The sequence below is a fragment of the Streptosporangium sp. NPDC000095 genome (assembly GCF_042899335.1).
Taxonomy (GTDB): domain Bacteria; phylum Actinomycetota; class Actinomycetes; order Streptosporangiales; family Streptosporangiaceae; genus Streptosporangium.
In genome coordinates this window covers 351,059-363,177 of sequence record NZ_JBIAZS010000002.1, presented here as the reverse complement: position 1 = coordinate 363,177, position 12,119 = coordinate 351,059, and the positions used below count along the sequence as shown (strand labels likewise).

The window sequence follows — 12,119 nt, the reverse complement described above, 5'->3', positions numbered from 1 at the left end:
GGTGAGGAGGTCGTGATGTCGGAACGTGGCAGTCCAGCACTCCGTCAGCGCCGGTTGGGCATGGAGCTGCGCCGGCTCCGCGAAGGCCTGAACATGACGGGTGACGAGGTGTCCGGTCGCCTGGGGTGGTCGACCGCGAAGGTCAGCCGGATAGAGACCGCCAAGACGCTGGCCAAGGAGGCGGACGTCGAGGCGCTCGCCGACCTTTACGGCGTCGACGAGCGGCTCAGGGAGACCCTGGTCGCGCTACGGCGTGAAGCCTCCAGGAAGGGCTGGTGGGAGAGATATCGAAATTCCGTTCCCGATGACTACATCACGCTCATCGGGATGGAGGCGGAGGCCACTGAGATGCGTAACTGGGAACCCCAGATCGTGCCGGGGCTTCTCCAGACAGAGGAATACGCTCGTGCGGTCATCTCGGTGGGGCAGCATGCGAGCCAGGTGCCGTCGAGTTGGTTCCAGGATCGGGTCGAGGTGCGGATGGCGCGTCAGCGTACGTTGCTGTACGACTCCAGGCCGCTGACCCTGCTGGCGGTGTTCAACGAATCCGTGTTGAAAAGTCAGTACGGTGACGCTCGCGTCATGCGAGATCAGCTGCGACACCTGATCGAGGTTTCGGAGCTGGAACACGTAGATATGAGAATTCTTTCCAAGGATGTTCCGCCACCGGTGTCCACGGGACCGTTCGTGCACCTCACCTTTTCCGATTTTCCGGACATAGTCTACCTTGAATCGCTTTTCGGTGGACGGTACGTGGATGATGTGGAAAAAGTGTACGGGTATGAGCGTGCCTTTGAGCATTTGATGGAACGAGCTCTTCCAGAGGCCGGCTCGCAGGAGCTGATCAAAGAAGTAAGCGAGCATTGGGGCAGGTAGCGACCGGTCTGCCAACCGGCGACTACCGTCATTTTTATGGAAAGAAAAATGAACGCGACTGATTTCAGCGGTGCGATGTGGAAGAAGAGCGCGCACAGCTCTCCGAACGGCAATTGCGTCGAAGTGGCGACGCTGAGCGGAGGCGGCGTAGGGGTCCGGGACAGCAAGAACGGATCCGGGCCCGTGCTGGTCTTCACTCCCGATGAGTGGAAGGCATTCGTCGGCGGAGTGAAGGACGGAGAGTTCGACATATAGCAGAAGCGGCTCCAGTGCTCACCTGGAGAAAAAGAGCCGCTCCGCTGCGATTACCGCGTTTCATTGTCTCTGCTCACCGGATGGATTGACCGCCCGCCGGTGGAGCAGGGGAGAATCATCGCACACCGGGGAAGCGCGTCGGACATGGTGTCCTATCTGGACACGTCCAATACCTTGCACGTTTTCCATCACGCCTTCATTCTTAAGGTGCCCTATGGCCACCTATGGGAGAGGAGGTGAGATGTGTCCGATATTGACCAATATGGAGTGATTTGGCGAAAGAGCAGGCTCAGTGCCGCGAGTGGCAACTGCGTTGAGGTGGCTCGCCTGGCCGGCGAGGGGTTCGCGGTCAGGGACAGCAAGGACAGGCGCGGACCGGTGCTGCTCTTCGGCGGGACCGAGTGGAGCGAGTTCGTCGCGGCGGTGAAGAGCGGAGACTTCGATCTCTGAGTGACCGTCCTTTCAGGACCGGGGGCTTGCCCAACGGCGGGACAGCCCCCTTTCGTGTTCCAGGGAACAGTTCGGAACGGTCACGTGAGGCCGTAGGGCCCGCGGTCTCCGGGGAGAAACGAGCCGTGCGAGGACAGGCGGCCCCGGAACACCCTGTCCGGGGACGGCCCGCGACGCCGGGCATCGGCGACCGGCTCCGGCTTTTTCGCGGAAACGAATCCGGCGGCGCGAGTTGTGACACGGGGATGGACGAGATGGCATCCTCGGATACCGATGGACACGTACACAGCTCGCCGCCTCGCCCTGGTCGCCGCGGTCACCGCCTCAGCCGTGCTTCTCGCGGCCTGCTCCGCGGCCGAGTCGGCCGCCCCCGAACCGTCCTCCGACGCCGTGAAGAAACCCACCGAACCGGCCGAGGCCACCCCCACGCCCGAGCGTAAGCCGTACACCATCTCCTTCGGCGGGGATGTCCACTTCGAGGGCGTGCTGCGAAACCGGCTGAACGCCGATCCGAAGACCGCGCTCGGCCCGATCGCCAAGGTGCTGAGAAGCTCCGACCTGGCGATGATCAATCTGGAGACGGCGATCACCACCGGCGGCACCCCGGCCCCCGGCAAGCAGTACACCTTCCGTGCCCCGGCGACGGCGCTCACCGCGCTGAAGGCGGCCGGGGTGGACGTCGCCTCCCTCGCGAACAACCACGGCATGGACTACATGCAGAGCGGGCTGACAGACTCGCTCGCCGCCATCAAACGGTCCAGGTTCCCGGTCGTGGGTGTGGGCAGGAACGAGGCCGAGGCGTACAAGCCGTGGCGGACGACCGTGAACGGCAACCGCGTCGCCATCATCGGCGCTACCCAGGTGCTGGACGCGGAGTTCATCCAGGCGTGGACGGCCTCGGGCGACCAGGGCGGCCTCGCCTCGGCGAAGAACGAGGCGAGACTGCTCCAGGAGGTGCGCAGGGCGCGCAAGAACTCGGACACCGTGATCGTCCATCTGCACTGGGGTACCGAGCTGCAGAAGTGCCCCAACGAGGCGCAGCGCGGCCTGGCGCCCAAGCTGGTCGCGGCCGGCGCGGACGTCGTCGTCGGCGGCCACGCGCACATCCTGCTCGGTGCCGGATACCTGAAGAACAGCTACGTCAGTTACGGTCTGGGCAACTTCGTCTTCTACAACTGGGGACCGGAGACCGGCAGGACCGGTGTGCTCACCTTGACGATCAACGGCCGCAAGGTGCTCAAGGACCAGTGGACCCCGGCCACCATCCAGGGCGGGGTGCCGGTCCCGATCACCGGGACCGGGCGGCAGCAGGCGGTCGCGGACTGGAAGGCGCTGCGCGGCTGCACCGGCCTCGCCGCCAGGCCCACCCGCTCCGAGTGACTCGGAGCGGGCCCGGCGGAGGTTCCGGACATCTCCCGATATTCCGGAGGAGGTGCGGAACAGGTTCCGGGCGTCTCGTGTGGCAGGAGGGCGTGACGCCGGTGGAGGAGCCAGGTGACGTCCCACCGGCACTCACACACCGCCTCACATGCGGCGTTGCGCGGTTCGTCCGGTCCACCCCGGGGTGGAGAAAACTCGTGATTGGTGAATAACTACTGACCCTGACGTGTCAGAGGGGCAAGATGGTGTGGTGTCCACCATGTCCTGCGAGGAGCACGGAGAGGCTCCACTGCGGCGCCAACCCACCCAGCGACGGAGCGCGCGACGTGTTGAGCGGATGCTCGACGCATGCGCCGACCTGCTGGACGAGATCGGCTACGACGCGCTCTCCACCACGAGGATCGCCGAGCGCGCGGGGGTCGCGATCGGTTCGGTCTACCAGTTCTTCCCCGACAAGCGAGCCATCACCCAGGCGGTGACCCGGCGCCACGTGGAGGGGTTCGTCTCCCGTATCGGCAGGCGCTTTCTGCTGGAGGACTACGAGGGCTGGTGGGACGCGGTCGACGCGATCATCGACGAGTACGTGGAGATGCACAGGACCGTGCCGGGTTTCCGGTCCCTGCACTTCGGCGACGTGGTCGACCTCAACCTGCTCGACGCCTCGTCGGAGAACAACACGGTGATCGCCGGACGGTTGCGCGGTCTCCTCCTGCAGGAGTACGGGCTGGCCGACAGCGAGGAGTTCGACCTGGCGATCCTCGTCGCGGTCGAGGCCGGGGACGCCGTGCTCAAGCTGGCCTTCCGGCGCGATCCGAACGGCGCTCCGGAAATCGTGGCCGAGGCGAAGCGCCTCATCCGGGGCTATCTGAACCGTCAGTTCGCCCGCGTCTCGGTCTGAGAGCCATCGCCCCCCTGACGAAGCGCGAGCCGCGCGAAGGGGCGAGCCGTCACCGCGCCCGTGTTCCGGGCTGAGGGAATACGGGCTGAGGGGATACGGAAGGGGAAGCCTCGACGGGGGATGTGCCGGTGCCCTCCGGCAGGCTCTCGACGCCGAGCGCGTCCGGTGCGGTGAGCGCGTCCGGCGCGGCAGGCACGTCCTCCCCCTCCCGGTGTCGTCCGCCCCGGCGTTCGAGCTGGGACCACCGCTCGGGGAAGGCGGCCTCAGGGCGCCCCTGCGCCGTCAGCCCCTGCCGCGCGGGCTCCGGTACGCCCTGCCCCGGCGTTTCCCGCCCTCGCGTGCCACGTTCCCGAGTATCCGGTCCCTGTCCCTGCGGGACGCGTTTCCTGACGACGTGTCCGCGCGCACGCGGCCGCTCGTCCTGCCGCCGTTCCGTACCCGCCACTGGAACGGGAGCGACCGCGGACAGTCCGGGTGGCCGTGTCCTCGGCTCCGCGCGAGACCTCCCCGAGGAATCACACGACTCACGGCGGGACGAGATGATCGGCTGGAGCCGCCTCTCCCGGTGGTTTCGTTCGACTTTCCTGATCCGGGCGGCGAGCCTCTCGCCACGGATGCGGTTCTCCAGGGTGACCAGCTCCCGGTGTGCCTGCCCGATCGCCTCCATCTTGACCGAGAGGTATCCGGCGGACCCGGGAACGACCACGGAGAAGGCCAGAAGGAGCATCAACGTGAACGATGTCTGCTTGGACATGCCCATCGCGACCCCTTCCCGTGACCCGCTCCTCTGTCAGTAATCGTTGGTCATATGCCCGTTTTGCTGGGAAAAAACGCGTAGCGTAGTCGTTCGTTTGCCCAAGGTAACGTTGCCAATACCTGCCGTTGGCCGTACGCGGTCGAGCGTCGCTCGGTACTCTCGCGATGTGGCGCATGTGACACGTGAGCAACTTGATCGATTGCTTGAGCAGGCACTTCTGGCCGACGATCACGAAGACCTGGCCCGGCGACTCGAAGACCTGGTCGAGACGTACGCGTCCGGCGACATATCACGGGCGGCGATCCTCGTGCTCGCCGCCGAGGAGTGGCGGCAGGCCGGACAGCCCGCCCGGGCCTTCGACTGCTTCCAGCGGGCGGTGGACGACGGCGGCGAGGTGAGCGTCGATCCCCGGGCGGGGATCGCCGACACCCTCTTCGAGCTCGAACGGCCCGACGAGGCGAGGGAGGTGATCGCGGCGATCCGCGCCGTCGGTGACGTCACCGCGGCCACCGCCCTCACGGTCGCCGAGACCCTCGTCGCCTACGGCGACCTCGGAGAGGCCCATCAGTGGGCGACCGAGGGGGCGCACCGGGCGGTGGAGGGCAGCGGCGAGCACATCGCCCTGCTCAGAACCCGCTACCGGATTCGCGTGGACCTCGGTCTCCCGGAGGACGACCTCGACGCCCTCCTGGACGCCTCGCACTGACGGCGCCCCGGTCCCGCCGACCTGACATGCGGCGGGGGAGGGCCGTGCCCCGTGAGGCACGGCCCTCCCCCGCGATGGTTCGGCGGTGGATCTATGCCGACCCGCGGGCTGATCCGCGGATCGGCGGCCGGTCCACCTGCCGGCTCCGCATTTACTCCACGTTGAGGTTCGGGAGCGTTCCCTCGGGCGCGGGAAGAACGGGAGCCGCTGCGGCGCTCTGCACCGTGGTGCCGCTCGTGCCGCCTTCCGTCGTGGCCTCGCCGGCCGCGGGAGCGTCCGGCGGCACGGGGGCCTCCGGGCGCGCGGCGGCCGGCGGCTCCACCGTGGGCATGTTCGCGGCGGGTGCGTCGGCGGTGGGTGCGTTCGCGGTCGGCATGTCCGCGGTGGGTGCGTCGGCGGGCACGTTCGCGGTGGGCATGTCCGCGGTGTGGGTGTCCGCGGTGGGTGCCTCGGTGGCGGGTGTGTCCGCGGTGGGCATGTTCGTGGTGGGTGCCTCGGTGGTGGGCGCGTCGGCGGTGGTTGCGTTGGCGGCGGGCGCCTCGGCAGCGACCGCGTCAGCGGCGGGTGCGTCGGCGGTGGGCGTCTCGGCAGTGGACGCCTCGGTGGAGGGCGCGTCCGCGGCCGGCATGTCCGTGGTGGGTGCGTCGGCAGCGGGTGCGTCCGTGGTGGGTGCCTCGGTGGTGGCGGGCGCCTCGGCAGCGACCGCGTCGGCGGCGGGTGCGTCGGCGGCGGGCGCGTCCGCGGTCGGCAGGTTCTCGGTGACGGCCTCCGCCGGGACGAGGTCGGGCATCGGAGGTGCGGGCACGTTGACCGGTGCGTCCGAGGTGACCGGCACCTCGACGAGCTCACCGGGTGCCGGCGGGGCCGGGGCCCGCAGCCAGCTGATGCCGTCGCCGGGAGCACCCGGCGTGCCCGGCAGTTCCGGTGCCTCGGCCATGATGCTCACCCACGAGTTCGTCCACTCGTGACCGGGAAGGCTCGACAGCCCGAAGGCCTCGGCGTCCGCGAAGTCGACCACGGCGGAGGGCTGGGAGAACTGGGGCAGACCGGTGACGCGTGCGAGCCGGTCCGCGGTGACGGACGTTTCCCCGATGTTCGCGGTCACCGGCGCCTCAGCACCGGCCACGGCCGCCGGCGCCTGCTCGCTGTTCACCGTCACGGGCGTCCCCGGAGGAGGCAGCTCCGTGTCGCTCACCGTCGCCGGCACCTCGCCGCTGGTCGCGGCCTGTGGCGTCACGGTGCTGTCCGTCGAGAGGTTCGCGGTGCTGTCCGTGGTCGGCGGGGTGACGGTGCTGTCCGTCGAGAGGTTCGCGGTGCTGTCCGTGGTCGGTGAGGTGACGGTGCTGTCCGTCGTCGACAGGCTCGTGCTGCTGTCCGTGATCGATGGGGTCACGGTGCTGTCCGTGATCGGAGGTGTCACGGTGCTGTCCGTCGTCGACGCTGTGACGGCGCTGTCCGTGGTGGGAGCCCCCTCGGGCGTCGCGGCGGTTCCGGCGGCGCCGGTCTCCTCGCACGCGGGCTCCACCGGTCCGGGCGTTCCCAGAGCCGTCGCCGTGCCCTGCTCCTGGCAGGGCACGAGCTCCGCCGACGCCGGGGAGGCCATCGTGAGGCCGGCGCCGACCGTGAGCACCGCCATCGCGAGGATTCCCCGGATGTTCCGTGATGAATTCGACATTCGCATCCCCCTGTTGCGTTCGGTAATCCGACGAAAACCGAACGTAACAGGGGGGTCTCGCTCAGGGGCGGGCTTAGCTCAATGGTGGTCAAGCCATTACCGGGCCGCGTCGGAGGCGGTCAGGTCCTCACCGGCCTTCAGCCGCCCACCGTCGGCTCCCACCGACCTCCACCCGGCCTGCCGATTTCATCGCGCGGTCGCCGTCAGGCCCTCACCGGGCCGATGGACAGGGAGTCCCTCGCCTCGTCGAGGTCGACCAGCACCTCGTCGCCGTCCTGGACCTCGCCGGAGAGGACCTCCTTGGCCAGTTTGTCGCCGATCGCGGACTGGACGAGGCGGCGCAGCGGACGCGCGCCGTACAGGGGGTCGTAACCCGTCAGCGCCAGCCAGTCGCGCGCCGCCGGGGTCACGGTCAGCGTGAGCCGCCGGTCCGTCAGGCGCCTCGCCAGGTGGGCCACCTGCAGGTCCACGATCCTGGACAGCTCCTCGGTGCCGAGCGCGTCGAACTGGATCACGTCGTCGAGCCGGTTGAGGAACTCCGGCTTGAACGAGCTTCTGACCGCCGTCATCACGGCGGCCCGCTGCGCCTCCTTCTCCAGGCCCGGGTCCACGAGGAACTGCGAGCCGATGTTGGAGGTGAGGATCAGGATCACGTTGCGGAAGTCGACCGTCCGGCCCTGTCCGTCGGTGAGCCGCCCGTCGTCGAGCACCTGGAGCAGGATGTCGAAGACCTCGGGGTGGGCCTTCTCGACCTCGTCCAGCAGCACCACGCCGTAGGGCCTGCGCCGCACGGCCTCGGTGAGCTGGCCGCCCTCCTCGTAGCCCACGTAGCCGGGAGGTGCCCCCACCAGGCGCGCGACGCTGTGCTTCTCGCCGTACTCGCTCATGTCGATGCGGACCATCGCCCGCTCGTCGTCGAACAGGAAGTCCGCCAGCGCCTTGGCCAGCTCGGTCTTGCCGACGCCCGTCGGGCCGAGGAACAGGAAGCTGCCGGTGGGCCGGTCGGGGTCGGAGATGCCCGCCCGCGCCCGCCGTACGGCGTCGGAGACCGCCTCGACCGCCTGTCGCTGGCCGATCAGCCGCCTGCCGAGCTCCTCTTCCATACGGAGCAGCTTGCTGGTCTCGCCCTCAAGCAGCCGGCCGGCGGGGATACCGGTCCAGGAGGAGATCACCTGGGCGATGTCGTCGGAGCCGACCTCCTCCTTGACCATGGGGTCCTCGGGCTGGGCGGCCTTGCTCGCCTCGGCGAGCTCGGCCTCCAGCTTGGGCACCTCGGCGTACATCAGCCGCGAGGCGGCCTCGAAGTCACCGTCGCGCTGCGCGCGTTCGGCGGAGCTGCGCACCTCGTCGATCTGCTTCTTCAGGTCGCCGACCCGGTTCAGCCCCGCCTTCTCCTGCTCCCAGCGGCCGACGAGGGCGTTGAGGTCCTCCTGGCGGTCGGCGAGCTCCCCGCGGAGCCGTTCCAGCCTCTGCAGGCTGCTCTCGTCGGTCTCCTTGGCGAGCGCCAGCTCCTCCATCTTCATCCGGTCGACGTTCCGCTGGAGCTGGTCGATCTCCACGGGACGGGAGTCGATCTCCATGCGGAGCCGGGAGGCCGCCTCGTCGACGAGGTCGATCGCCTTGTCGGGCAGGAAGCGGGAGGTGATGTAACGGTCGGAGAGCGCGGCGGCGGCCACGAGCGCGCCGTCGGAGATCTGGACCTGGTGGTGCGCCTCGTAGCGGCCCTTGAGGCCGCGCAGGATGGCGATGGTGTCCTCGACGGTGGGCTCGCCCACGTAGACCTGCTGGAACCGCCGCTCCAGCGCGGGGTCCTTCTCGATGCGCTCGCGGTATTCGTCCAGGGTGGTCGCGCCGATCATCCGCAGCTCGCCGCGGGCCAGCATGGGCTTGAGCATGTTGCCCGCGTCCATCGCGCCCTCGGCGGCGCCCGCGCCGACCATGGTGTGCAGCTCGTCGATGAAGGTGACGACCTGGCCGTCACTCTCCTTGATCTCCCCGAGCACCGCCTTGAGGCGCTCCTCGAACTCGCCGCGGTATTTGGCGCCGGCGACCATCGCGCTGAGGTCGAGGGCGATCAGGCGCTTGTCGCGCAGGCTGGAGGGGACGTCGCCCGCGACGATCCGCTGGGCCAGCCCTTCCACCACGGCGGTCTTGCCGACGCCGGGCTCGCCGATGAGAACCGGGTTGTTCTTGGTACGGCGGCTGAGCACCTGGACGACGCGCCGGATCTCCGAGTCGCGGCCGATCACCGGGTCGAGCTTGCCCGCCCTGGCCCGCTCGGTCAGGTCGATTCCGTACTTCTCCAGCGCCTGGTAGGTGTCCTCCGGCGTCTCGCTGGTCACCCTGGCGTGCCCGCGCACCTTCTCGAAGGCGTCGAGCAGCGCGTTCGGGCTCGCGCCGTTGGACTTGAGCAGGGTGGCGACGGGGCCGCCGTCGGTGGCGAGACCGACCAGCAGGTGCTCGGTCGAGACGTAGTCGTCCTCAAGCCCGCGGGCCCGCTGGGCCGCGGTGTTCATCACGGTGAGGAGCTGCCGGGAGCTCGACGGGGCGCTGACGGTGGAGCCCTGCGCCTTCGGCAGGGCCGCGAGCTGCTTCTCGGCCTCGACGCGCAGTTGCTTCCAGTCGGCGCCCACCGCTTCGAGCAGGGGCACGGCGGTGCCACCGGTCTGGGTGAGCAGCGCGGTGAACAGATGGGCCGGGGCGACCTCGGGATTGCCTTCGGCGGCCGCCCGCCTGATGGCGGAGGAGACCGCCGCCTGGCTCTTCTGGGTGAGCTTGTAGTCCATGCTTGTCAGGCCTCACTCGAAAGTGCTGTGTCATAGGGCGACGCCGGCCCGGCGGATCCTCACGGGGCGTGTGCCCCCGGCGCGTTCTCACGGCCGGTCACAGACGCGTCCTCAAGGTGTGGGACGGAGTCTCAGGCGGGGGGCAGCTGATACTGGATGAGCGCGCGGATCGTGTTCATCTCCGCGCGCAGGCGGTGGTTCTCGTCACGCAGGCGCATGGCCTCCGTTTCGAGGACGAGGATTCGCTTGATGCCCGCGAGGTTGATGCCCTCCTCCTGGGAGAGCCGCTGGACCTCGCGGAGCATCATGATGTCGCGGGTGGAGTACAGGCGTCCGCGACCGGCCGTACGGCCTGGACTGACCAGGCCGAGACGGTCGTACTGGCGCAGGGTCTGCGGGTGCAGACCCGACAGCTGGGCGGCCACCGAGATCACGTAGACGGGTGTGTCGTCCGACAGATCGAAGTAGTTGGCTTCCATGGCTACTCGCTTCTGGCCTGTTCGATCAGGTCCGCCCGCGGGTCACCACCCGAGGTGGCGTCGCGGAAGTCCTCAAGGGCGCCTCTCGCCTTGTCTTCCAACTGCTGCGGCACCAGAACCTCGATCGTGGCGAGCAGGTCGCCCTTGGTGCCGTCCTTGCGCGCCACGCCCCTGCCGCGCACCCGGAAGGTGCGGCCGTTCGGGGTGCCCTCGGGGATGCGCAGGGTGACCGGCAGCCCCTTGAGGATCGGCACCTTGATCTCGGCGCCCAGTGCGGCCTCGGTGAAGGTGACCGGGACGGTGACCGTCAGGTTCTCTCCCGTCCTGCCGAACACGGGGTGCGGCTTGACGTGGATCTGGACGTAGAGGTCACCGGCAGGACCACCGTTCTCGCCGGGTGCGCCCTTGGCCTTGATCTTGATGCGCTGGTTGTCGCCGACCCCCGCCGGGATGCGGGCCTGGATCGTGCGGGTGCTCTTACCTCGCCCGCTCCCGTCGCACACCGGGCACGGGTCGTCCACCAGCAGGCCGCGGCCCTTGCAGTCGCGGCACGGCTCGGAGAAGGCGAAGTTGCCGAGGTTGCGGCTGGCCGCCCCGGTGCCCTCGCAGGTCGGGCAGACCCGCGGGGTGGTTCCGGCCTTGGCGCCGGTTCCTCCGCATCCGGTGCACGCGGAGGAACTGGTCAGGCGGAGCGACACCGTGGTGCCCTCCACCGCCTCGGAGAAGGAGAGCGTGACCTCGGACTCGATGTCCTGGCCGCGCCGCGCCCTGCTCGTCGTCCCCCCGGGGCGGCTCGCGCCGCCCCGGTTGAAGAGCCCACCGAAGATGTCGCCGATGCGCTCTCCGGTGCCGCCCTGCTGTTGCTGCTGGCCGGTCCCCCCGAACAGGTCCCCCAGGTCGAACGGGAAGCCACCCGAGCGCGGAGCGCCCCCACCACCGGCGTAACCGCCGAGACCCGATCCGAACAGCGTCCGCGCCTCGTCGTACTCCTTGCGGCGCTTGGTGTCGGAAAGGATGTCGTACGCCTCGGAGACCTCCTTGAACTTCGCGGTGCTCTCGGAGGTCGCCGAGCTTCCGGGGTTGGCGTCCGGGTGATACTGCCTGGCCAGCTTCCGGTACGCCTTCTTGATCTCATCGGCCGTAGCGGTCTTGGGCACACCAAGGACGGCGTAGTAGTCCTTCTCCAGGTAGTCCTTGGTGCTCATCTACGTTCCTTCTCAGAGATCAGATGTGGGGGTGTCAGTTGTCGTCCGCGGCGGGCTCTTCTGGCTCCGCGACCGCGACGCGCGCGGGGCGGAGCACTCGCTCGCCGATCCGGTAACCGGGCTGCAGGATCTCCACGCACGTCGGCTCCGTGACGTCGGGGGAGTAGCTGTGCATCAGGGCCTCGTGCACCGTCGGGTCGAACGGCTCGCCCTTGGTGCCGTAGGTGCTCAGCCCCAGCTTCCCGGTGGCCGCCTCCAGTGATTCGCTCACCTTGGCGAAACCGCCGGTCAGCTCCCCGTGGTCACGGGCCCGGCCGATGTCGTCGAGGACCGGCAGCAACTCGGCCAGCACGCCGGCCACCGCCTGCTCCTTGACGGCCACGCGGTCTCGCTCGACCCGCTTGCGATAGTTGGAATACTCGGCCTGAAGACGCTGCAGGTCCGCGGTGCGCTCGGCGAGCTGGGTGGCCAGCTCGATCGAGGCCAGGTCGGACGCCAGGGAGGACGACGACTTGTCGGTCGTCTGCTCCCTGTCGTTCTGGCCCGTGGTCTCGGCCGGCTTCGTCTCGCGTATCTGCCCCGTCTCCGGGTCTATCTTCCGGTTGTCGCGGATCACCGGCTCCTCCTCGGAACCGTTCTCGCGCGTGCTCAC

Annotated in this window: 11 protein-coding genes and 1 pseudogene; 6 read left to right on the top strand and 6 right to left on the bottom strand. The window is 68.9% G+C overall.

Annotation, left to right across the window (positions count from 1 at the left end; genetic code table 11):
* Nucleotides 1-15 precede the first annotated feature (15 nt).
* From ACFY3V_RS07055 to ACFY3V_RS07035, 5 genes are all read left to right on the top strand, one after another.
* Nucleotides 16-876: a helix-turn-helix transcriptional regulator gene (locus tag ACFY3V_RS07055; RefSeq protein WP_362896855.1), complete on the top strand. Its 861-nt coding sequence runs from the start codon at nt 16-18 to the stop codon at nt 874-876.
* A gap of 36 nt (nt 877-912) precedes the next feature.
* The gene (locus ACFY3V_RS07050; protein WP_350942566.1) at nt 913-1,131 is read left to right on the top strand and encodes a DUF397 domain-containing protein; all 219 of its coding nucleotides are present in this window, start codon (nt 913-915) and stop codon (nt 1,129-1,131) included.
* Nucleotides 1,132-1,398: 267 nt separating this feature from the next.
* Nucleotides 1,399-1,581: a DUF397 domain-containing protein gene (locus ACFY3V_RS07045; protein ID WP_389770815.1), complete on the top strand. Its 183-nt coding sequence runs from the start codon at nt 1,399-1,401 to the stop codon at nt 1,579-1,581.
* Nucleotides 1,582-1,854: 273 nt separating this feature from the next.
* Nucleotides 1,855-2,961 carry a CapA family protein gene (locus ACFY3V_RS07040; protein WP_362896854.1) on the top strand — a complete coding sequence of 369 codons (1,107 nt, stop codon included), beginning with the start codon at nt 1,855-1,857 and terminating at the stop codon, nt 2,959-2,961.
* 259 nt (nt 2,962-3,220) lie between these two features.
* Nucleotides 3,221-3,859, top strand: coding sequence for a TetR family transcriptional regulator (locus ACFY3V_RS07035; RefSeq protein WP_362896893.1), 639 nt, complete (start codon nt 3,221-3,223; stop codon nt 3,857-3,859).
* A 49-nt stretch (nt 3,860-3,908) separates the two neighbouring features.
* On the opposite strand, the gene ACFY3V_RS07030 is transcribed toward ACFY3V_RS07035, so the two are convergent.
* A complete protein-coding gene (locus ACFY3V_RS07030; RefSeq protein WP_362896853.1) occupies nt 3,909-4,613 on the bottom strand; it encodes a hypothetical protein in 705 nt (234 codons plus the stop codon).
* A 169-nt stretch (nt 4,614-4,782) separates the two neighbouring features.
* Here ACFY3V_RS07030 and ACFY3V_RS07025 point away from each other — a divergent pair, with 169 nt between their 5' ends.
* The gene (locus ACFY3V_RS07025) at nt 4,783-5,322 is read left to right on the top strand and encodes a hypothetical protein (RefSeq protein WP_350942572.1); all 540 of its coding nucleotides are present in this window, start codon (nt 4,783-4,785) and stop codon (nt 5,320-5,322) included.
* A 151-nt stretch (nt 5,323-5,473) separates the two neighbouring features.
* Here the strand turns inward: ACFY3V_RS07025 and ACFY3V_RS07020 are convergent, their stop codons facing one another.
* From ACFY3V_RS07020 to grpE, 5 genes and pseudogenes are all read right to left on the bottom strand, one after another.
* Nucleotides 5,474-6,997, bottom strand: a complete 1,524-nt coding sequence (locus ACFY3V_RS07020) for a hypothetical protein (RefSeq protein ID WP_389770810.1) — start codon at nt 6,995-6,997, stop codon at nt 5,474-5,476.
* Nucleotides 6,998-7,200: 203 nt separating this feature from the next.
* The gene (clpB, locus tag ACFY3V_RS07015; protein WP_362896852.1) at nt 7,201-9,783 is read right to left on the bottom strand and encodes an ATP-dependent chaperone ClpB; all 2,583 of its coding nucleotides are present in this window, start codon (nt 9,781-9,783) and stop codon (nt 7,201-7,203) included.
* Between the two features lie 226 nt (nt 9,784-10,009).
* Nucleotides 10,010-10,262, bottom strand: a pseudogene (locus ACFY3V_RS07010) (heat shock protein transcriptional repressor HspR); the annotation flags it as partial.
* Between the two features lie 2 nt (nt 10,263-10,264).
* On the bottom strand, nt 10,265-11,467 hold the full coding sequence (gene dnaJ, locus ACFY3V_RS07005; RefSeq protein ID WP_362896851.1) for a molecular chaperone DnaJ: 1,203 nt from the start codon (nt 11,465-11,467) through the stop codon (nt 10,265-10,267).
* Nucleotides 11,468-11,501: 34 nt separating this feature from the next.
* Complete coding sequence (gene grpE / locus ACFY3V_RS07000; protein WP_350942577.1) at nt 11,502-12,119, bottom strand: nucleotide exchange factor GrpE; 618 nt, start codon at nt 12,117-12,119, stop codon at nt 11,502-11,504.

Coding starts and splice junctions, on each gene's coding strand:
- clpB (WP_362896852.1), bottom strand. CDS start 9,783: ATGGACTACAAGCTCACCCAGAAGAGCCAGGCGGCGGTCTCCTCCGCC.
- dnaJ (WP_362896851.1), bottom strand. CDS start 11,467: ATGAGCACCAAGGACTACCTGGAGAAGGACTACTACGCCGTCCTTGGT.
- ACFY3V_RS07035 (WP_362896893.1), top strand. CDS start 3,221: ATGTCCTGCGAGGAGCACGGAGAGGCTCCACTGCGGCGCCAACCCACC.
- ACFY3V_RS07040 (WP_362896854.1), top strand. CDS start 1,855: ATGGACACGTACACAGCTCGCCGCCTCGCCCTGGTCGCCGCGGTCACC.
- ACFY3V_RS07055 (WP_362896855.1), top strand. CDS start 16: ATGTCGGAACGTGGCAGTCCAGCACTCCGTCAGCGCCGGTTGGGCATG.
- ACFY3V_RS07050 (WP_350942566.1), top strand. CDS start 913: ATGGAAAGAAAAATGAACGCGACTGATTTCAGCGGTGCGATGTGGAAG.
- ACFY3V_RS07030 (WP_362896853.1), bottom strand. CDS start 4,613: ATGTCCAAGCAGACATCGTTCACGTTGATGCTCCTTCTGGCCTTCTCC.
- ACFY3V_RS07020 (WP_389770810.1), bottom strand. CDS start 6,997: ATGTCGAATTCATCACGGAACATCCGGGGAATCCTCGCGATGGCGGTG.